This is a genomic window from Paenibacillus sp. FSL K6-2524 (assembly GCF_038005525.1).
Lineage (GTDB): Bacteria > Bacillota > Bacilli > Paenibacillales > Paenibacillaceae > Fontibacillus > Fontibacillus anaericanus.
Genome location: NZ_JBBOSP010000001.1, coordinates 4,672,116 through 4,694,502 on the forward strand (window position 1 = coordinate 4,672,116; position 22,387 = coordinate 4,694,502).

A 22,387-nucleotide genomic window follows, 5' to 3' on the forward strand; every position below is an offset into this window, starting at 1 on the left:
AGCAGTACATTTATCGTACCTTTAGAAGCCAACTAGACGCCTTATCTGCCTGTAATCTGTACATATTTTTGGAACGCAGCAGACCATAATTCTGGGGTTTCTGGATGGTAGACCGCTAATGGAAATGAGCGTTTCACAAGTTCAATGCCCTCTTCTTTATGCTGTACATGTCCTCCTGCCACAAACTGCAGTAGCATATTACCAATAGCGCTAGCCTCAATCGGTCCGGCCCATACAGGTCGGCCAATGGCTTCCGCAGTAAATCGGCAGAGTAGTTCGTTCTGAATGCCGCCACCAACCATATGCAATCCAGCATACGAACGGCCCGCCAACACCTCTGTTTTCTCCAGCACCTCACGATAACGCAGTGCAAGGCTCTCCAAAATACAGCGGATAAACTGCCCTTCCGTCTCCGGTACAAGTTGCCCACTCTCCCGGCAATATTCAGCTATCGTCTCTACCATATCCGCTGGATTCATAAAACGCAGATCATCTGGGTCGATCAAGCTACGGAAAGGCTCTGCCGCCTCGGCAAGTTTCACCATCTCAGGGAAGGACAAGTTAACTCCATTCAATTCCCATCTGCGCTTGCATTCCTGTAAGATCCATAGGCCCATGATGTTTTTTAGCAGCTGGAATGTACCGAAAGCGCCACCTTCGTTTGAAAAGTTATGCTCCAGCACCTCCGGGAGAAGCAGTGCTTCAGATAGCTCAGTCCCTAGTAGTGACCATGTTCCGCACACCAAATAGGCAAAATCAGTGCTATGCGCTGGCACAGCTGCTGCTGCTGACTCCGTATCATGGGAAGCAACAGCGATAGCTTTGATAGACGGCACCTTCAACTCCCGGCATACCTCTTCACTAAGAGTTCCGATGACTGTACCGGGTTCAATGGGATCCAAGAATAAGGAAGGCGATAAGCCAAGCTCCTTCATAAGCGGCTTGTTCCAAACGTTTTGACCCGCATCATATAACTGCGTTGTCGTCGCCATTGTAAACTCGCACACTTTTTCCCCCGTCAGAAAATAATGCAATAAATCCGGTGTAAGCAGCAGCGTCTCCGCAATATCCAGCTTCGGAGAACCCGCCTTTAGCATGGCATACAATTGATAAATTGTATTAAACGGCATGAATTGCAGACCACTTTCCTGAAATAAACGCTCCCGCCCTAGCTTTTCATTCAGCTCATCTATTAAACCTTCTGTTTGCGGATCACGGTAATGATATGGAATACCGAGCAACTCACCTTGGCTATCCAGCAATCCAAAATCGACGCCCCAAGTGTCAATCCCATAACTCTCCGGTGTATATCCGGCTTGAAATGCCTTGCGAATGCCATTTTTTACTTCTTGAAGCAACATCACCGTGTCCCAATGTAAATGATTGCCGATCTGGACAGGGATGTTCGGAAAACGATGAATTTCCGTGATCGTCAGCAGACCAGGCTCGCCACTATTCTGCTGAACAATTTGCCCAATCAACGCCCGTCCACTGCTAGCTCCAATATCAAATGCAAGCACCGTAGCGGTGTTATTCATGAAGCCGCACCACCCTTTTTATATAACAGTATTACTTCATTTTTTGTAGGAGTTGAATTCGGTAATCTTCACTTTCTAGTGCTGCGATGTCCGCAACCTCCTGATCTGTCAACGGAACCGGAGTTCCTGCAGCCTTCGCGCTTAAGTAAATCTTCGCACTCTCCTCTACAACCTGTGTGCGGTAATAAGCTTCCCTCAAGTTGCGACCCGTTGTTACTAGACCATGATTTCCAAGCAGAATTGAACTTGCCTCATTTACCTTCGCAGCAACTGCATCGGCTAACAGGTCCGTTGTCGGAATCAAATAAGGAATAAAGGCTGTTCTACCAACGAGTGCCGCTTGATCCGGGAACATCATTGGCAAATTCTCTTCTATTAAAGTGAACGCAATACAATGTGAAGGATGAGTATGAACCATGGCTCCCATATCTGGCTTCTGCCGATATCCGTATAAGTGCATTAGCACCTCTGATGACGGCCGAAAGCCGTTATCGGTTATTTCACCTGTAGGGATATCCACTTCAACCCATTGTTCTGGCTCGATATCTTCAAGAGCAAAACCACTCGGTGATAGGTACATTTTGTCTCCCGACCGGGCGCTAATGTTCCCTCCTGGTCCAACGACTAAGCCGTTGTCCACGATTTTGCGGGCGTATTTGCATAGTTCTTGGCGTGTATCCATATTTTGCATGATGTTGTCTCCCCTTTTTAATTCATACTGGTGGTAACATCGTAACTTCGAGAAGAATTTGGGCTTTCGATCGCTGTTATCCTCGGATTTCTTGAATTTGTACCGCTATATAAGTTGAACTACCGATTCTCGCTAATTAGGCAGCGATTGTGAAATGTTCTTACGATCACTGTTGTTCCTAGATTTCCTTAATTATATGAATTCATTTGTAGTAGAAATCTATGAACAAAGGTGAACGCTCCGCTTCTTCAGAATCATTTCACACTCTTGCCTATCCACTATTCTCTAGAACAACTTATACATCGCCAAATGAAATCCGAGGATCAAGGCGAACATATCTAACGCCCGCCTCGCTCCGCTAGTTTTTCACCACTGCTGAAATTCCGAAAAAAAGTGCAACCCCCACATGCGGGGGTTATTTATAGAGAGGTCCGAAGCTCTGGCAGGCGCGGAAGTCGGCGTTCTCGGCTTGCTCTGTTCCGAATAGTCCCCAAGCGCGTGGACGGAATATTTGCTCTTTCGGCACATTGTGCATGCTAACTGGGATACGAAGTATGGAAGCTAGAGTGATCAGGTCGGCTCCGATATGACCATAGCTGATTACGCCATGATTAGCGCCCCAGTTGTCCATTACGTCATACACGCTTGTAAATGCGCCGTTGTCTGTCAGATTCGGCACAAACCAAGTGGTCGGCCAAGTTGGGTCTGTACGATTATCCAACGTTTCGTGTACGTGCTCTGGTAATTCTACGGAATAACCTTCTGCGATTTGCAGCACGGGACCAAGTCCCTTCACCAAGTTGAGGCGTGCCATCGTCATCGGCATTTCCCCACGTGTGAGATAATCAGTAGAGAATCCACCGCCTCGGAAATACTCCACAGATGCTGGACGCCACTCGGTAGCCTTCAGCATGTTCTCTACTTCTTCATCACTTATTTCCCAGAAAGGCTTCATGGCAGGTTTGCCATCTATCATTTGTTCTCCCGTGCCATCCAGCGTTGCAGATCCTGAATTGATCAAGTGTAAAATTCCGTTAGCTGCACGACCTTCCAACTTATGTCCAGTCACCCGTTCTACTGAATCCGGGCTCCAATAGGTTCTAACGTCGGCGAAAATTTGCGCTGTATTCGTAAGTAAATAACCAAACAACATGCCAACTCCGTTCAGGCTATCGTTTTCGGTTGCCACCATGTAGGGAGAACGTTTGCCATTCCAATCGAATGAGGAATTCAGTATCGTTTCCATGAAATCACCATTCGGAGCATGATCTGTCCACTGGCGTTGACCTTGGAAGCCGGAGACAATGGCATGGTGCCCTTGCGCTTCTTCGCCATAACCAAGTTCAGCCAAGCGTGGGTTACCGATCATCAAATCTCGCGTAATCAGCGTCATTTTTACAACCATTTCCCATTCCCAATCCTTACGTTCACGGGATGTTTGCAGATGTTCTGGATTGTTATCTGATCCTTCTTTGCAATTTTCCTTCACCCAAGCAAAGGCCTTCTCATATTCCTCGGGATCATAGATTCCTTCTTCCATACGACGAGTAAACTCACTCATATCGATGTATTCATTGCGCATACCCAAAAATTCTTGGAAAAATTGGTCGTTCACAATGGAACCCGCGATCCCCATCGATACGGAACCCATGGATAAATAGGCTTGATCTTTCATGCATGCAACAGCCAGTCCACTCCGAGCGAACCGTAGCAGTTTCTCTTGCACATCAGCCGGAATGCGGTCATCTCCTTCGTCCTGAACGTCCTCGCCATAAATACCGAAAGCAGGCAGTCCCTTTTGTGCATGAGCTGACAACACCGCCGCCAAATACACAGCTCCCGGTCTACCTGTACCGTTGAAACCCCATACAGCTTTAGGCAGACTTGGATCGGTATCCATCGTCTCTGTTCCATAACACCAGCAAGGTGTCACTGTAATTGTCAGACCAACCTCTGCGGTTTTGAATTTCTTAGCGGCAGCAGCAGCTTCTGCAAAACCACCAATACATGTATCTGCAATTACGCACTCAACCGGCTCCCCATTGGGATAACGAAGCTGCTCTGATAGCAATCTCGCTACAGCTTTTGCCAGGTTCATAGTTTGTACTTCAAGCGACTCACGCACGCCTCTTCTTCTTCCATCTATCGTTGGTCTTATCCCTATCTTAGGAAATCCATCTTTCCATCTGTAAGTGCTTTCAATCATAGTCGTTAATTCCTCCTTGGAGTTCGAATATTATACTCCTATACTAAATTGAGGAACCGGAAACGATAACCCACTATGTTGTTGTTTACCCGCCTACAAATAGTCCATAAAGTGAACCTTTTTGATAAGTGATCATTTCTTAGTTCAATAAAAATAAGCCAGTCAGGAGTTCTGACCGGCCAAATGATATTTATATAAATCCCGCGTATGAAGTTCGGAATTTCTTAAATTGATTAAGAATGCATCAAATTAATATGATCCAAATCAGTGCTGCTGTTAAAAATAAACTCCAATTTATACTGGCCGCGAAGATAGGTAATTTTCGTTTGTTTGACCTTGCCATTTTTAATGGTAGTTGTGGACTCGGGGGCATACCAGTTCTTACGTAACATGTTCATGGTAATGCCGCCGATATTGGTTCCTCGCTCTACATTCGTACCAAAATAGCGCATTTCACGAATCTTGTCCAACCTAAACGAAAATGCATAACCCGGATTACCCATTTCAGCATGATAGATATCAAAAGCGTCCGAGTTATCACCCTTTTCATACGGTTCTCCAATCAGTTTGGACACGTCTTTACGAGTGCTTTTCCCTACGGCAAGACCGCTGACGGAACCAGGAAACTGGCCTTTCAGAGCGGGTTTATAGAAGCTGTTCAAGGTTTTCAAAGCTTGCTCCGAATCTGCTTCAGTTACAGTTACACTTGCAGCTGCGGCGTGACTCACAGGCAGAAAACTCAAACTGGATATAACGGCTCCCATACCAACTATACTCGTCAATGCAGCAGCAATGGTGATTTTTAAAAATGGCTGTTTTAATCGCATAATGAACTTCCTCCTTGTGTATGGTACTTATGATGTTTATTTTTGGGAGATGACAGTTCTCTTATATTTACCCTTTCTCACTCATCGCAAAACAACAGAAACATACTAGATTTCCTAAGAACACCTCGAATTAACTACCTATATTCTGTTGTCTCCCCCCACTATGATATATAATGGAAGTATTATTGAACGGGAGGAACCACCGTGCCTAAGATCGAAATTCCCCACAGCAAGAGTGACCGCTTCCGCTTCAAAAAGACACCTGAGCTACTTTTTGCCGGACAAGTGGTCGATGAGTACTCCTTCTATGCAGCCCCACAAATTCATGATTTCTGTGAAATGATCTATATTGTTGAGGGAACTGGTGAATTTAACATTAACGGCAAGACCTATATATTGAATCAAGGCGATATGGCCATTTATAATCCTGGCGTCCAGCACGAAGAGCGTTCCTCTAGCGGCGGACCCTTCAAGGTGTTCTACTGTGGCGTCGACAACTTACATATCGAAGGCGTTCCATTTGGCATGTTATTGCCTCCATCTGTCGATCCGGTCATCTCCTGCGAGAAGTACGCTTTTAAAGTAGAAAGTTATTTATCTGAAATGCTACAGGAATGCGACTCCCAAGTGCTTGGTTACGAAACACTGAGCAACAACTTGCTCATGTCCCTCATTACGCTAATCTACCGAATTGTTGATGTGAAGCACCAGTTCCAATCCCTCCAAGGCAAGAATGAAATTTCGATTCGGACCAAAGATTTTATCGATAAAAACTACACGCAGAACATTACGTTAAAAGATATCGCCGACACGCTATATGTCAGCCAGCATTACCTATCCCACCTATTCAAAAGAGATCTAGGCGACTCTCCCTTCAATTATCTCATTCGTCGTAGAATTGAAGAGTCTAAGCGGTTGTTAACAGAGAGTAGCTGTCCTGTGCACGAAGTCGCTGCCCGCGTAGGTTACAGCAACGATAAATACTTCTCGATGTTGTTCAAAAAGGTAACTGGCCTAACACCCACGGGGTTCCGGGATGAGGAGAAAAGAAAAGGAAGCAGCAGTATAACGCCGGGCTCGTCCAAATGATGATATTCGAATAAATCATTGGATAAATATGATAAGTGTGGAGGTTTCAAATGTCCGAAGTTAAAGAAAGTAAAAATAAAATGATTTTTGGTTGGGAAAATGATAATGGGTTAGGGGAAATGTTAATACAACAAATCCTTAATGGCGAAAAGACAGCTACATGCGCTCCCAAAGAGGAATATTCAGAACAAGAATTACAAGAAACATATGAACCCGTTGGTGAAATTTTAACCATCTATGATAAAGAAGGTAAACCCAGATGTAATGTTAGACTGATCGAAGTATTTGAGACTACCTTCGGTAATCCCGATCTAAGACTTGTGCGAGGAGAAGGAGATGGGGACGACGTAAATAAATTTCAAGAAGATCACCGATTAGCGTGGAAAGATATCAACGTTGAATTGAAAGACGAGATGGATTTAATAGTTGAGTTATTTGAGTTGGTTGAAGACCTATAAAAAAAAGAGGGTCCCTAAAAGTCATGTTCATGGCTTTGGGGTCCCTCTTTATCTTTTATTAGGAATTCAGTTCAAGCCTCATTTAGTGCCCGCAGTAAGGTGCGTCGATCGCGGACCTTGTGAGCTTCAGCAAGACTACGTTCTAACAATTCATCGTCAATCCCCAGTTCCCGCCGATCCGTTGGCCCACCTGCCTGCCTCAATAGTTCGCGGATAAGTGATTCCGTAGGAACCTCAGCCAACCATTCGCTAATTTGTCCTTTGAACTCACGTAGTACACTTGGTTCTTGTCCTGGGAAAATTCCACGTTCAACCGCATCGTGATATACACGCGAAATTTCAGCACAAGCTACACCTACCTTCGCACCATGCAGCAGTGCTCTATTTCCGCGTCGTAAATACTCCATTTCCCAATAATGTGAAACGTGATGTTCTGCTGCAGAAGCCGGATGAGACTGTCCGAACAATAGCATAGCAATACCTGATTCAATTAGAGCCGTCATTAAGATGCGGATACCCTGCTCAGAGCGCTTTCCAATCTCATGAGCATGCTCTACACAGGAGATGAGCGCACGTTCCGTGATGATTGCCGCTTGTTCATTGTAGGGTTCGCCCGCTGTAAGATGAGAGAACTTCCAATCAAACAAGGAGGTGTATTTGCCAAGCATATCACCAAACCCTGCAGCTACAAGAGGTTGCGGAGCCTTTGTAAGTATATCTAGATCAGCAAAGATAGCAACGGGTGGCACGGCCGGAAACGTCTTTTTCACGCCACGCACGATAAGGGGTGCTCCGGCAGATGTAAATCCGTCAACAGATGGAGCCGTTGGAATCGAAATAAAAGGAATCCCCGTCTTATGACTAACAAAACGCACGATGTCATGGATAGTACCGGAACCAACAGCGATCAAAGCATCCGTAATCCCCGGTTTCACCTCAATCATGAGCTGAACCAGTGATATTTCATCCGCCACAACATCGCCTGTTTCATTGGGATCAATGAGACATATCTCCACATTCAGATCATTTTCACCAAGTAAACTCTGTTCTAGCGATCTGCCCGCTGCTTCATACGTATTCTTATCTGCCACAATGATAAGGTGCTGACAACCACGTTTCTTCAAATAAGGTGCAACTTGCTGAAGCGCAGCTGATTCCAGCACGATCTCTTCAAACTGTGCCATTTCCAAAGTATTTATGATGACAGTTCCTCCTCCGTCTGTTCGCATAAGTGCTAGTTCTCTTTACTCCGAGGACTTCTTAATATTCTTGAGCCGTTTCATGACGTCGTTCTCGCCGCGGCCAAAGTAATCATGCAATTGACTATATTCCTTATACAAACTGTCGTAGACTTCGACATTAGCCGGAATCGGCTTAAATGTCTCTTCTTTGACCCGTGCCATTTTTTCGGCAGCGTCGATGATCGTATCATATCCGCCAGCGCCTTGCCCCGCTGCTACCGCTGCAAACATAGCCGCCCCAAGTGCAGGCGTCTGCTTGGAATCAGCAATAACGATCTCACGATTCGTTACATCCGCGTAGATTTGCATCAGCAAATGGTTCTTTTGTGGCAATCCTCCGCAAGCGTACAACACATCCACACTTACTCCGTTAGAGTGGAAAGCGTCTACAATTTTGCGTGTACCAAAAGCGGTTGCTTCAAGCAATGTTCGATAAATCTCTTGTGGTTTGGTTAATAAGGTCATACCAAGAATGAGACCTGTTAGATCGGTATCCACTAGAACGGAACGGTTACCATTCCACCAGTCAAGCGCCAGTAATCCGGTTTGCCCAGGTTTGTATGTCGCAGCTTCTCTTTCCAGCCACTGGTGAATGCCAAGTCCTTCTGCTGCAGCTGCTTCCTTCACGTAAGCTGGAAGTGATTCTTCAACATACCATTCAAAAATATCACCCACAGCCGATTGCCCAGCCTCATATCCGTATAATCCAGGAATAATTCCGTCCTCTACGACACCACACATGCCTTCGACTTGTTTCTCCTCTGTACCCAGCAGCATATGGCAAATCGATGTTCCCATCGACATGACCAGTTTACCCGGTGTTACAACACCAACTGCAGGAACTGCTGCATGTGCATCCACGTTACCAACTGCAACGGCGATGCCCGGTTTGAGACCCATGATTCCAGCCATTTTATCTGTAAGTCCACCCGCAGTGGTACCGAGTGCAATAACCTCACCGCGAAGTTTGGTATCAACCAGGTTCTCCAATCGTGGATCTAATGCTTTGAAATATTCTTTGCTCGGGAATCCATCTTGTTTATGCCAAATTGCCTTATAGCCAGCCGTACAACTATTACGTACAACGTTTCCTGTCATTTGTGAAATAACCCAATCGGTCGCTTCTAAGAACAGATCGGTACGTTCATAAATTTCTGGAGCCTCATCGAGGATTTGCCATATCTTCGCAATCATCCATTCCGACGAAATCTTCCCCCCATACCGCGGTAGGAAAGCTTCCCCACGCTGAGCAGCGATTTGATTAATCTTATCTGCTTCGGGTTGTGCAGCATGATGTTTCCACAACTTCACCCAGCTATGCGGCTGATCAATTAACTCCGCATCGAAGCAAAGTGGCTCGCCTGCTTCATCAATCGGCAACATCGTACATGCTGTGAAATCGATTCCAATTCCAATCACTTCAATAGGATCAATTCCTGATTCCGCAATGACAGCTGGAACGGATTTTCGTAGTACTTCCAAATAGTCGTCAGGATGTTGCAACGCCCAGTCATGTTCCAGCTTAATGCCAGACACGGGTAGCCGCTCGTCGATAACATGGTGTGGATACGGCGTTACATGATCCGCAACTTCATGGCCATTCGCCAAGTCGACTAATACGGCACGCCCTGATTGGGTGCCATAGTCTACGCCGATGGTATATTTTGTGCCCATGTGATTCCCTCCAAATGAATGATGGTAAATTGTACGTACAACTTTGGTAAACCCGCTACGAGAACGAAATGTTCTTACGATCGCTGTTGTCCCCAAATTTCTTCATTGAATTGTTATAAGGGTTGAAATTTGGGGACAAAGGCGAACGCTCCGCTTCTTCAGAATCATTTCGCACTCTTCGCTATATCAAGATTCTTTAACCTAACTTTAAAGAAGGACCCTAAGATCGCATATACTTCTACTTCCAACCAGTACGGAACACAATATAGAGCCTTAAAAAAGTAGTATTATTTCTGTCCGTAATAGGCATTGGCGCCGTGTTTACGTAGGAAGTGGCGATCCAATAGTGTTTGGTCCATGGGAGCGGTATCTGGGTTGAGTTGCAACATCCGGGCGGCAATTTTAGCTACCTCTTCCAGAACTACGGCGTTATGGACGGCGTTGTGGGCATCTTTTCCCCAAACAAATGGTGCATGGGCATGAACGAGAACTCCAGGTACTTGGTTCGGATCGATATCAGCAAAACGCTCTACGATCACATTCCCCGTCTCTAGCTCATAAGCTCCATTTATCTCTTCCTTCGTCATAGGACGGGTAACCGGAATCTCTTCGTAAAAATAATCAGCATGCGTCGTTCCATAAGCCGGAAGCGCACGTCCAGCCTGCGCCCAACTCGTGCCCCAAGGAGAATGCGTATGCACCACGCCTCCAATATCCGGGAATGATTTATATAACACCATATGAGTTGGAGTATCTGATGAAGGACGTAAATCTCCTTCAACTACGTTGCCCTCTAGATCTACAACAACCATCTGCTCTGCTCTCAAATCCTCATATGGTACACCGCTAGGTTTAATTACAAACAAACCGCTCTCCCGATCAATTCCACTCACATTTCCCCATGTAAAAGTAACCAGCCCATATTTGGGCAACTCTAAATTTGCTTCCAACACTTGTTGTTTAAGCGCCTCTAGCATTACCGGCCACTTCCTTCCTCTGATTTTCCCTCTATAATTGTCGGATAAATACCGATTCACGTTGTATTAATTCCGGCTGGAACACCGTATCTCCCAACACAGCTCCCTGCTGGATCATTTCAATCAATTGCTTTGCTGCTAGTTCACCCATCTCGGTCTTGGGATGCGTTAGTGTGGTTAGCTTCGTACCCGAAGCCACAGCCAGACTGGAATCATCGAATCCGATGAATGACACATCTTCTGGGATAGATAGCCCACACTGCGTTGCGACTTCCATCAGATTCATCGCCAATTCGTCGTTATAACAGACAAAAGCGGTAGGGCGTTCCTCTACTCCAACGCTGAGCAATTCCTTCGCAATTTGAATAGGAAGTTCACTCTTTTGCTCCGTCGTATAAGTAACTACTCTCTGAGGAGAAACCGTAACCCCAAACTCCCGATGCGCCGTCAGAAAACCTTTAAGTCGATTCACACCTTGTAGGTCATCTCTTTTGAAAAAACCAGCAATAGATCTATGACCATTCTCCAACAAATGACGTGCCGCTTTGTACCCGCCCATCTCATCGTCTACCTTGAGGCATGGACATTCCAATTCACGATACTTCTCATTGATCATCAGATATGGGATGCCCTTCTCTTGCAGCTCTAGGAAATATCCTAGATTCGGATTACCCTCTGCACTCTTGGTTGGTTCGATGATCAGGCCGCTTAGCGGTTGACTCGTCATCAATTGTAGACTTTCCATTTCCTTCTCTTTGTTGTTATCCGTGCTAGAAAGAAGGAGGCGATATCCCTGGTTCCGCAGCTCAGCCTCTGCACCCCGTACGATATGTGGAAAAATATAGTCTGAAATATACGTTGTGATGATCCCGATCGTCTTAACCTGTTCACCATCGCGTCGTAGAGGATTTCGTGCAAAGGTTCCTTTACCTTGAATCCGCTCCAGCCAGCCGTCCTTCTCCAACTCACCGAAAGTTTGTCTCACCGTTTGACGACTTAGACTGAATTGCTCCGCAATCTCATTCTCCGAAGGGAATTGTTTGCCGGGTTGCAGCCGTCCTGATTGAAGCCACGACAGCAATTCATTTTTTAACTGCATATATTTTGGAATCCGCCTATTATTCATCATTCACCTCAGCCAATGCACTATTTTTATACCCTATATTGTACCATAGGCCGGAGAACGTTAGCGGTATCTCAACTTACCGTAAACGATAGGCAGCATCACTCCAGCGCAGCTCATTCTTGAACCGTTGTACTGAGGTGTCTTTATCAATAATTACCGCTTCAATACCCGTCATCTCAGCCCAGTCAATCAAATTTTCAGCATTGATCGCATAAGACAGAACCGTATGATGAGCACCACCAGCCAAAATCCATGCTTCAGCTGATTCGCGCAAGGACGGCTGCGGTTTCCAGAGTACACGTGCAACAGGAAGCTTCGGCAATGCTTTCTCCACTTTTACACCATCAACAACATTAACAAGCAAGCGGAAACGATGTCCCATATCTACAAGTGATGCATTTACCGCTGGTCCATCTTGACCGTCAAAGACAATACGCGCTGGATCTTCTTTGCCGCCTATACCTAATGGGTGTACCTCAACCGTTGGTCGTGTAGCCGCAATCGTCGGGCATACTTCCAGCATGTGCGATCCAAGAATCATATGGTTACCCGGTTCAAAATGATACGTATAGTCTTCCATGAAAGAAGTGCTCTGGTTGTTGGCTAGTACTTTGAGTACACGCGTCAGGGCTGCCGTCTTCCAATCGCCCTCACCTGCAAAGCCGTAACCTTGTTCCATCAACCGTTGCACCGCAAGACCCGGCAATTGTTTCAACCCGTGCAAATCTTCGAACGTCGTTGTAAAAGCTCCGAAATTCCCAGCCTCTAGAAAACGTTTCATGGCAATCTCAACTTTTGCTTGATACGCAATAGAATCTCGAACTGGGCCTTCACTTAAACCAGCCTTGGTAATCGTATATTGTTCTGCATATTCATTCAGTAGCGCTTTTACTTCTTCATCACTTACTTCATTTAGTACTTGCACCAGATCTCCAATACCATAACCATTAACAGACCAGCCGAGTTTGATCTGTGCTTCTACTTTGTCACCGTCGGTAACCGCAACTTCTCTCATGTTGTCTCCGAAGCGTGCTACCTTCAGACCACGACTCTCTGCATAAGCAACCGCTGTGCGCATCCAGCCTGCAATACTGCTCCGAACTTCTCCGTCCTCCCAATGCCCTACTACAATTTTGCGGGCAATCCCAAGACGTGCGCCAATATGGCCAAATTCCCGGTCACCGTGCGCAGATTGGTTGAGATTCATGAAATCCATATCCATCGTTTCCCAAGGGATATCGCGGTTAAATTGAGTATGGAAGTGCAGCATCGGCTTCTGCAATTGCGAAAGGCCTCTGATCCACATTTTTGCAGGCGAGAACGTATGCATCCAAGTGATAATACCCGCACAAGATTCGTCGCTATTCGCTTCAATAATCAAGTTGTATATTTCGTCCGGTGTCTTCACCGTTGGTTTGAAAATAATAGGGTACGTGAACACAGGGTCTTTACCCATTTGCTCTACGATAATACGTGAATGCTCTGCCACTTGATCAAGTGTCTCTGGACCGTATAAGTGCTGACTGCCTGTCACAAACCAAAATGAATGCGGTTTCAATTTCATTAATCCAACGCCTCCTAAAGTAGTAATAAAACAAAGCTAACTTGTACATACATATATAATATATACACCATTAAAAGATATGTTGTACGTACAAGTGATGATATGATTATTGTATATGCGCAACTTCAAAAAGGCAAGGGGAATTTTGTATGTATTTTGACGCCGGAGAGATATTCTTTCTACATAACTGATAGGGATTTTATTGTAAAATCCTCTCGTATAGCACTCTCCGGCGCAGGCAACGGTATCTCGATCGTTATTCTCTCAATACCATAGTCTAACCGGCTTGCCTCGCTCCCAACCTTCCAATACAACGATACTATGGAGAAACGGTTTATCCGGCCAACTAATATATTGTTCCTGCTCCAACATGTTCAAACCACTAATAACGTCATTCTTTCCTCTACCCGTCATACGTTCCAATTCGCCCATCTCCGGCATCCTGCGACGTTTGCTTGAGAAGTTATAGAGAATTCGTAATAGCTTACGCTCCAGATCTGGAAGCAAATCTGCCACCTCCTTGAACGGGAATACACGCCAAAATTTGATCGATCCGGAACGCTCGCGGCGATTTGGTCTTCAGACAAGTCGCACGAACTAATCCTCCACGTACTGCATGAACCTCAATCCGGCGCTGCGTAATCTTTCCGGCCCGATCCATATAAATGATCTCAACCATTTGCCCAATGTATTTTTCCACCAACATCATCTCCATACGAGAACTTATGTTCTTATTATATGCGAACTTATGTTCTTTATTCAATGGGTGATATTTGAAAATAAAATAAATAGGTGACCGCTACGCGGACGGATTATCCTTCCGATCGCTGTTGCCTCCAAATTTGTTTGATTATATCGCTATAGCGGTAAAAATTTGGAGGCAAAGCATATGCTTCCGAAGTAGCTTTCCTTTGGAAAGCTTTTAGGCGAACGCTACGCTTCTTCAGGATAATTCCGTCCTCTCCGCGACGATCTGCATATTACTATTAATGAGCACAAATTACTATAAATTATATCCGCCGTTATTCGGTTTCGTTGGATTCGATATAATTCCCAGGGTCGCTAATAGACCGAGGAACGCATCAACGATAGTTAGCAGTTCTTGCTTCATCACATCCGTCAGATCAAAAGCTCCTGTCAAATGCCCAGCGAGTTGAATTAATAGTAGAACCTGAGACACAACACTGATCCATAGCGCGTAATTACGCCATCTTGTCTTGTTCATGATTGGTGATCTCCTTTCTCTATTTGAAGTAGTCTTAATTCAGTTGATCAATTTGTACTGAGTTCTCGGCGATCAATTTAAGGAAATTCCTCCGCAGCTTGTTGACGACGATGGACATCTCCTCACGGGTGATCGGTGCTCCCGGACGCTTACCGTCGAAATAACCGTTAACCTTTGCTTCAGCCCAGTCATCAGCCGCCCATGTGCTGACTATGTTAATATCCCGCTCTTTGTTGTCCGCCACTTTATCGTCATCCTTCCCTGCTGCATGGCTCGAATAGTGCTCTTTGAGCTCATTGACTGTGCCATCAAATTCATTCAGATCAACGTTACCGCTGATTCCGTTAATTTTCCTTGTACCGTTTGGAAGCACACCACCAGCTGAACCATCGCTATATTGCCAGACCGTCCAGCGAGTCCAGCCCGCAGCATCTGCCGGTACTTGAGTTGCACTGTAACGAGCAATCCACAAAGGATAATGATTCAGACCACTAAAATTACTTATAAACGACGGATAAGTGTAGACCATGGGTTTTACACCAGTCAGTCGGTAAATTTCATCGAGAAAGCTCTTTGCGACCATAGTAATCGTCGCTTTGTTTAAGTTACTTTTATTGGACTCATAGTCCATAACAGGTGGCAGATCAAACACTTTAACGCCGCCAACCTCTTGTATGGCTGTGAAAAACAACTGCGCTGCGGCCTTTGCCTGATCCACCGTTGTCACCGAGTCGTCCATATAGTGATATGCACCAATCAACAACCCAGCAGCTTTTGCTCTTTTGACATTGTCGAGAAACCGCTTGTCCATGCTGTTCTGTGTAGCTTTAATAAATACAAAGGAGATCCCACTAGTCGCAACCTGTTGCCAATCAATAGCCCCTTGCCAGTGAGACACATCAATTCCCTGTGCGTTTCCGCGTTTGCGTGATTGCATTCTACCCTCTTCCTTCCATGACAACTTTAATTATTGCCAGAATGACAGCGCCAATTACAGTTGTGACCAACCAAAAAATCGTCTTATCGATTTTGTCCAGGCGTTTATGTGCCGACTTTGCAGAAGATAATGCCTCCACTGATATGTCACGTGCATTGATCGCTGAGTCTAACTTTTCCTCGATATTATCTACTTTCGTCTCAACGCGTGTTACCCGTTGTAATGTTTCCAATTGTGGGTCAGGCATTCTCCATTCCTCCCGTTTATATTCATTATTTTTAATTTCTAAACACATTATTCTTTCTATTACTTTTTACAATATAGATGCATCTTCTGTTCTATCTTTAGTGTAGTCACTCTATCTTCCTGTACTTCAACAAGATTCAGATTTTCTTTTAGAGTACAAATAGGAGAGTGGTATGAATCCCACTCCCCTACTTCCATTTATTGTATGAAATTGGGCCGATGAATTCTTCCAACTTCCCTAATAGCAATTGTTAGCGGCCCTTTAAGTATCCCACCATTTAAAAACAAAACTTCAGTATCTGATGGTGAGATAGCATCTACCTCACCCATACTATGAGTGCTTTTATGAGAAAATCTGTAATATTGATACGAAGATGCTGATGACCTGCAGATGCATAAGTCGATGGATCTCTTGATCCTAGGTTAATCGTCGTGTCTTCTGTAATGGGAAAACAAAATGAAATCCATCCCAAGATTGAATTATTGGTTTTGTCATAGCTTCAGCTCCTTACTTGTACAAGAATCGAGACAATTAGATTTTAGAAAGTATTACTTTTGCCGAAACGTATTCGTTTGTTCCTAATCCACCATACATACCATAAGGCGTCATAGTTACATTGGTTCCTAATTGTCTCGTATTTCCATCCGCTAATTTTCCTATTACGGCTAAGACGATTGTGTTGTCTTTATTCCACGAGTCATCAGGAAAGTTAGCATTAAAATCTGTTGATCCTTTGATCAAGTCAACTTGAATAGTTGCTTTGTCAGGAGATCCATTTGTGGTCATACCCTTTCTTGGATGAAGTCCCATTGTTGTTATTAAAATTTTCTGTATTTTTACTTTTACATCAGTGTAGTAAGTGAAATCCAAATCAATTTTTAGACCTTCTGGAACCCATGTATGCTTTCGATTTCGAAGCATTTCTTTATAGTAGGTAGTTGTTCCTTCTAAATCATTAATAATCATATTGTTTTTGTTCCACGACGAATCAGGAAAAGGAATGATTATAAAATTCTTGCCTTCAGGATTAAAATTAATTGTTTTACTATCTACTACTTCCCATGATCTGAGTTTCATTTCGCCATCTTGATTGACTTCGAATATATCATGCCAGTTTTCAATGTATGGTCTAACATAGTTTCCAAGCCTTTTGACTATAAACTTAACATCGTCCATATCTGCTCTATTTGATCCGACATTGACAGTGTCGCCTTGATCATAAAAATTAACTGGGCTCGTAAATCCGTAGAAATAACCAGGCAATTGATCTTCATCTTTGTTCCACATCCCATGTTGAGTATTCCAACATGTTCCATTATAAGTGAACCCGTAATCAGTAACAGGACGATTAGGATCAGAACTTCCTCCTGAGAATTTCCCTAATGATACTCTGCTAAACGGAGAAGTACCAGACCCGTCAATTTCAAATCCTGCTCCGCCTATTGTCATGCCACCATACGAATCACACATAAAGTGGTTATTCCAGCCCATAATAATACCAAATTCACGCCATGTACCGTCTGGCTGTAGTGCTCCTATATCCTCGGTTATCAAGTCTCTTGCCGGATCATTTGCACTAAAGGCTTTTTTTCCGTTAGCTTTCCACAAACACATGCCCTGATTGATTGTATCACCAATAATCTCTTCTCCTGGATAAGTTCCTCCTCCTTGATATTGCCAACCGAAACTAAAGTTGTTTACATCTATACGTTTAAATCTTTTAGTTTCATAATCGTATCGAGCGTTTATAAGTAGCCACATTTCTGTAAATTCTACTCCACCTCGAACGCCTGTAATGGTCGCAAAATTATATGGTGATTGGATCCCAGCGTATTCGTCCGGGAATATTGCAAGATTTTTAGATATACGCATGTCTATTTCTGTTCCAGCACCAGGCCCATGAGGATTAAGATCTGTTATCCCATTCGTAGGAAGATTCCCTTCAATTTTTAAGTTATCAACATTATATATTTCAATAGGATTAGCATTAGCAAAGCCATCGGTAAATGTGTTCCCAACAATAGAAACATCACTGCAATTTTCCAGGCTAATTGCGTATCTTGGTTTATTTCCATTAGTCGAAATAATAAGATTGTTTTGTATTAGTATGTTGTTTGCTTTCGTTGTATTGCTATAGCCTTCAAATCGAATTAAATCGTAAGCACCATTTTCTGAATGGCTTGAATCCCTGATGATGTTATTCGTGATTTTGAAATATTTAGATGCTTCTTCCCATCCTAATCTTTTAGAATAGATAGCGTATTTGCCGGCATTTTCAATAATATTATTATCCAAAACAAATGTGTTCCCACATTCAACATACACATTGTATTCAGGCGACCCATTGAAATGATTGGCCATAAATCTGCAAGAACCACCTTGAAGAAGTAGGTTAGCATAAGTTGAACTAACATTATTTCTTTCACACCAGCTATCTGCACATCTCGAACCCCATCTAATACCAATATGGGAATCTTCGATTTCATTGTCATATATGCGATTCAAATAGCTTGTGTCATCATAAAGATCTCCATCATCGCATATTCTCATTGCAACTTTGCTAATATTTTTAAATCTTAATCTATTGATATGTGAGCTTGACATATGGAGGTTTAGGCCATCACCGCCATTTGCAAAGTTGTTGTTTTGTTTATTCCCGTCAATCGTAAAATCCGATAATCTAAAATTAAACACTTGTCCCATCGTTTTAATTCCGGATATATCGGTGCTATCTTTTATCTTTAATATTGTACTGATGCCTGCTCCAATGATCTCAAGTCCCGATCTTGGTTCAATAGGGACTTCTAACGCATATGTGCCAGAAGGTATAAATACTTTTTTATTATTGTTGTCATGAGCATACTGAATGGCCGCATTAATCTTAGCACCAGAATCTTCTTTGCCTGTTGGATCGGCTCCCCATTTAGGTGAAGTTACATCTAGAGTATCTTCATTTTTTTCATCGGAATTCGATCCTGCTATAACTAATCCTTGTGCAGAAACTGTTACTTTTGAATAGCTTCCTGGAATTACTCCTGAATCAGCTAAAGAAATAGAAGGAGCTTCTCCTCCAGACGAAACTAGCGGAGCAGAAGCAGAGAGCTCAGTTATAGTCCCTTGTTTCATAATGTCTACCCAATCAGTTCCGTTATAAATAAAGGTAATTTCAGATACTGAATTGTGGTAGATTTGCCCCGGTACAGGATTAGGTGGAGCAGAAGCCAGACCGTGAAGTCTGGCATTTTTAAGCTCCGTTTGATTTAGGTCAATCGTATCATATCTCACTGATTATCCCTCCGTTTAATTTAGATATGCTTTCCCTGTTTCGTTTGTAGTGAATGCAACTGTAATGACGTTCTCGCTTACGTATCTCACTCTTGTTGGTTGAAATTGATAGCCTTCGCTATCGACAACAATAACGGAGGGATGACGATTCAGATTGTGTTCGATATTCCAAAATGTGCTTCCTTCGGTTTGCGTATGTGTATACGTCACAAACTTTGCATCAACCTCTTCTTTCGTATACTTGTCGTTCCATAGGTTTTTGAGATTCTCATTAATGGCTAAATCCGGATTAGATTCTGCACCTGATATTTTCAAATCCCTACTAGAAGATTCTATTGAAGCAACCGTACCTGCACCATTGCTTCCTTTTATCGCCAGTAATCTCCAATACGCTTCTTCCGTAGGATCGTGGTTTTCAGACTGAACTATACACATGTAAGTAGATCCATTATATGAGACCATGTTGTTCGGTTTATAAGTTAAGGTATTGTCGTATATACCTAAATGATTCGTTTCATTGGCTACGGTGTTAGCATGTGAAGCAGCTTGAACTGCTTGTTCCGCAGATACAATTGCCTCATCCCTGGCAAGATTCGCCTGGAATATTGCATTGTTTGCATCTACTAATACAGCATCCGAATTTTCCTTAGCACTATTAGCCAGACTCACAGCGTTATTAGCAAGATCGATTGCATCATTAGCATTTTTAACAATAGAGGAAATATCAATGACCATCTGCCAATGTTCCTCATTAGATAATGCGAAGCCCAAGCTTCCATTTTGCTTACACATATAAAGTGCGTGATTGTCTGGATCTACAACATAGTCTCCGTATGCGTAATTGGCTGAATCGGAGAAGACTCCTCTCCAATTAAATGAGGTTAATTTTCGCCAATATATCTGGTCAGTAGGAGCTTTTCCTAATGATGTGCTGGTAATACACATATAAGACGATCCATGATATGAAACAATGTTTCTTACTTCATATGAGAGAAAGGTATTAAATTCTCCTTTGTGCATCAATGAGTCTCCCACAGCTTTTGCATAGATCCCCTGATTCTCAGCAAAAGTAGCTTTCTCATCAGCATTTGCCGCAGACGAATTCGCCTGATCTCTTGCCTCGTTCGTCTGATTAATTATGTTAATGGCCTCTTGTGTTGCTTTTTCGGCATTGTCTCGGGCTTGTTTTGCCTGTTCAGAAGCCGCATCTGCCAATAGCTTTGAAGCAAGTGCTTCATCTCCCATTTCTCTGGCATAATTCCCTTCGAGCTTGGAAAAATTTCCTTGCATCTCAGCGTAATCAGCCTGGGTGTCGGCATGGGAAACAGCGTTATTAGCTCTTGCTGTTGCTTGATTTGCTTCAATGACTACATTACTTGCATCAATAGCAGCTTTATTGGCAACAACAATTATGTCGTTAGCATTAACTATAATTTCATCAATTTCGTTTACTTTCGATCGAGTCAGATCACCTTGCTCCTTGGCATAACTTCCTTGCTCTTCAGCATATATTGCCTTGGTACTTGCGTAATTACCTTGGGATTCCGCAAATTGTGTTTTTTGGTCAATAATAACAATTTTATCCTCAATACTTTGTAGCGATTGTTCAACATCTTCTTTCAATTGCGTTAACTCATCAATTTTCTTAACAACATCAGTTCCTTTATCAACGAAATTCTGCAGGGTTTCTATAACCTCACCGTTTTGCTCTTGTGTCCAAATACGAGAGGAACTAATAAAGTGGTTCCCTCTGCCCTTATATTTAAGGGTTAACACTTCACCTTCTGCAACTGAATGAAAATGGACAATGGCTTCCGAATAATCCACCCTGTACTCATTTTTTTCTAGTTCATCTAATGACATGTTTGGAATCTCTACGTAATTATCTATTTGTACTTTGTTCAAGAAGGCGGGTACTTCATTGAGTTGAATCGTATTGTTGATTACCTTCTTGGATTCAGTAATGTCAATATAAGGATCGTCGATTGTACCTGCTCGATACTTGGAAATTGTACTGTTTTGATATTCAAAGGATGACATATGACTCCTCCTGTATATAATAATTATTAATCAACAAACAAAAGACACTCTGAAAAGAGTGTCTTCTTCCATTTTTAAAGTATAGAATTAAGTGAATCTTTTAATCTATTAATATCGCTGGCATAAATAGTATCTCCCGCTTCTCTAATATTCGGAACAGACGTAGGTGGCGACATCGCTTTAATTGCATTTACCAACTCTTTATAATGAGAAGCTTTAAATACATCTCCTTTTTTTACAGCGGTAAAAACAGAATTAGACAGTCCTTTATAAAATCTGAATTCATTTACTCGGGTGCATAGTCTAGTCCATTCGTTTGCTGTCACATTAAATGCATATCCGGAATATTTACCATTATCCCACACAAACTCATCAGGTCTATTCTTTTTTGTTGTTGCACTATATGAGGATAAGGAAGACTGGGCTCCATCCCCATCATAAACCTTAACACCAAAAGTATAAGAAGTATTAGGTTTTAAATTATAAAATGTGTACCTGCCATTCCCCTCGCTCGTTGTCGAGACACTGCTTCCATTTAAATAAAACCAATAGCCGGATATAAACTCATCATCTGACGCAGCAACATACATCGTGACGGAATTTTCGCCGATTTGTGTTGCATACCATGAACTAATTGTGGGCGGAGCATTAGACGAGGTTCTAGCCGAATAATTCACCATACTGCTAGTGTTGCTGTAGATATCATAAGCCTTCACACCAAATGAGTAAGTTGTCCCCGCATTTAATCCACTAAATGTGTATCTCCCACTTGAACCATACATACTCCCATATGAACTGCCATTCAAATAGAAATAAAACCCGCTCACGCCCGAGCTATCACTTGCCGATACATACATTTCCACAGACTTTTTACTGATTGAATTTGCGTACCATGAATTTATCGATGGCGGTGTTGTATCCGGTTCAGCGGGTGTTTTTACAGTTATTGTATTTGAACCTAGGCTCACCATGCTAGAATTATAAAAGTGAACCGTTAGTGAGTATGATGTATTGCCTCGCAAACCGTTATAAGAGTGATATTTCGTAGCGGAAGAAACAGGACTCGAAAAAGATTCAACCGAGCCATCTCCCACACCATTCAAGAAGAATCTATAGTAAGATGCCAATCCCCCACCACTTGTAAAACTTGCTGATACAGGAATATAGTTGTACTGAACTGTACCGGAAACCGCAATAGACACTACGGCCAACATTTCCACCCCAATCCATGTTTTGTATGGAAAATAATTGAATTCATGCTT

At 43.2% G+C, this 22,387-nt stretch carries 19 protein-coding genes; 2 read left to right on the plus strand and 17 right to left on the minus strand.

What is annotated here, in order from left to right:
- Positions 1-41 precede the first annotated feature (41 nt).
- The 4 genes from NST85_RS21780 to NST85_RS21795 form a co-directional block, all read right to left on the minus strand.
- The gene (locus NST85_RS21780) at positions 42-1,538 is read right to left on the minus strand and encodes a rhamnulokinase (protein WP_341190374.1); all 1,497 of its coding nucleotides are present in this window, start codon (positions 1,536-1,538) and stop codon (positions 42-44) included.
- Between the two features lie 31 nt (positions 1,539-1,569).
- Positions 1,570-2,229: a class II aldolase/adducin family protein gene (locus NST85_RS21785; RefSeq protein WP_341190375.1), complete on the minus strand. Its 660-nt coding sequence runs from the start codon at positions 2,227-2,229 to the stop codon at positions 1,570-1,572.
- 415 nt (positions 2,230-2,644) lie between these two features.
- On the minus strand, positions 2,645-4,435 hold the full coding sequence (locus tag NST85_RS21790) for an L-fucose isomerase (protein ID WP_341190376.1): 1,791 nt from the start codon (positions 4,433-4,435) through the stop codon (positions 2,645-2,647).
- Positions 4,436-4,668: 233 nt separating this feature from the next.
- Complete coding sequence (locus NST85_RS21795; RefSeq protein ID WP_341190377.1) at positions 4,669-5,262, minus strand: YjgB family protein; 594 nt, start codon at positions 5,260-5,262, stop codon at positions 4,669-4,671.
- 204 nt (positions 5,263-5,466) lie between these two features.
- On the opposite strand from NST85_RS21795, the gene NST85_RS21800 reads away from it, so the two are divergent.
- Complete coding sequence (locus NST85_RS21800) at positions 5,467-6,351, plus strand: AraC family transcriptional regulator (protein ID WP_341190378.1); 885 nt, start codon at positions 5,467-5,469, stop codon at positions 6,349-6,351.
- A gap of 50 nt (positions 6,352-6,401) precedes the next feature.
- A complete protein-coding gene (locus NST85_RS21805; RefSeq protein ID WP_341190379.1) occupies positions 6,402-6,809 on the plus strand; it encodes an ASCH domain-containing protein in 408 nt (135 codons plus the stop codon).
- A gap of 71 nt (positions 6,810-6,880) precedes the next feature.
- Here the strand turns inward: NST85_RS21805 and NST85_RS21810 are convergent, their stop codons facing one another.
- The 13 genes from NST85_RS21810 to NST85_RS21870 all read right to left on the minus strand — a co-directional run bounded on the left by NST85_RS21810 (position 6,881) and on the right by NST85_RS21870 (position 22,345).
- Positions 6,881-8,038 carry a sn-glycerol-1-phosphate dehydrogenase gene (locus NST85_RS21810; protein WP_341190380.1) on the minus strand — a complete coding sequence of 386 codons (1,158 nt, stop codon included), beginning with the start codon at positions 8,036-8,038 and terminating at the stop codon, positions 6,881-6,883.
- Between the two features lie 15 nt (positions 8,039-8,053).
- The gene (locus NST85_RS21815) at positions 8,054-9,724 is read right to left on the minus strand and encodes a ribulokinase (RefSeq protein ID WP_341190381.1); all 1,671 of its coding nucleotides are present in this window, start codon (positions 9,722-9,724) and stop codon (positions 8,054-8,056) included.
- A gap of 287 nt (positions 9,725-10,011) precedes the next feature.
- Positions 10,012-10,701 carry an L-ribulose-5-phosphate 4-epimerase gene (gene araD / locus NST85_RS21820; protein WP_341190382.1) on the minus strand — a complete coding sequence of 230 codons (690 nt, stop codon included), beginning with the start codon at positions 10,699-10,701 and terminating at the stop codon, positions 10,012-10,014.
- Positions 10,702-10,732: 31 nt separating this feature from the next.
- Positions 10,733-11,827, minus strand: a complete 1,095-nt coding sequence (locus NST85_RS21825) for a GntR family transcriptional regulator (RefSeq protein WP_341191148.1) — start codon at positions 11,825-11,827, stop codon at positions 10,733-10,735.
- A gap of 76 nt (positions 11,828-11,903) precedes the next feature.
- Positions 11,904-13,391, minus strand: coding sequence for an L-arabinose isomerase (gene araA / locus NST85_RS21830; protein WP_341190383.1), 1,488 nt, complete (start codon positions 13,389-13,391; stop codon positions 11,904-11,906).
- A gap of 264 nt (positions 13,392-13,655) precedes the next feature.
- Entirely contained in the window at positions 13,656-13,898 is a 243-nt protein-coding gene (locus NST85_RS21835) for a hypothetical protein (protein WP_341190384.1), read from the minus strand.
- Positions 13,876-14,094 (minus strand): hypothetical protein, encoded by a 219-nt coding sequence (locus tag NST85_RS21840; RefSeq protein WP_341191149.1) that lies wholly within the window; start codon positions 14,092-14,094, stop codon positions 13,876-13,878. Before NST85_RS21840 ends, NST85_RS21835 begins: the two co-directional genes overlap by 23 nt.
- Before the next feature lie 300 nt (positions 14,095-14,394).
- A complete protein-coding gene (locus NST85_RS21845; RefSeq protein ID WP_341190385.1) occupies positions 14,395-14,616 on the minus strand; it encodes a phage holin in 222 nt (73 codons plus the stop codon).
- Positions 14,617-14,650: 34 nt separating this feature from the next.
- Positions 14,651-15,553: a glycoside hydrolase family 25 protein gene (locus NST85_RS21850; protein WP_341190386.1), complete on the minus strand. Its 903-nt coding sequence runs from the start codon at positions 15,551-15,553 to the stop codon at positions 14,651-14,653.
- Position 15,554: 1 nt separating this feature from the next.
- Positions 15,555-15,800 carry a hemolysin XhlA family protein gene (locus tag NST85_RS21855; protein WP_341190387.1) on the minus strand — a complete coding sequence of 82 codons (246 nt, stop codon included), beginning with the start codon at positions 15,798-15,800 and terminating at the stop codon, positions 15,555-15,557.
- A 531-nt stretch (positions 15,801-16,331) separates the two neighbouring features.
- Positions 16,332-19,085: a glycosyl hydrolase family 28-related protein gene (locus NST85_RS21860; protein ID WP_341190388.1), complete on the minus strand. Its 2,754-nt coding sequence runs from the start codon at positions 19,083-19,085 to the stop codon at positions 16,332-16,334.
- Positions 19,086-19,100: 15 nt separating this feature from the next.
- Positions 19,101-21,125, minus strand: a complete 2,025-nt coding sequence (locus NST85_RS21865) for a hypothetical protein (RefSeq protein ID WP_341190389.1) — start codon at positions 21,123-21,125, stop codon at positions 19,101-19,103.
- A 74-nt stretch (positions 21,126-21,199) separates the two neighbouring features.
- Positions 21,200-22,345, minus strand: coding sequence for a fibronectin type III domain-containing protein (locus NST85_RS21870; RefSeq protein WP_341190390.1), 1,146 nt, complete (start codon positions 22,343-22,345; stop codon positions 21,200-21,202).
- Positions 22,346-22,387: the final 42 nt, after the last annotated feature.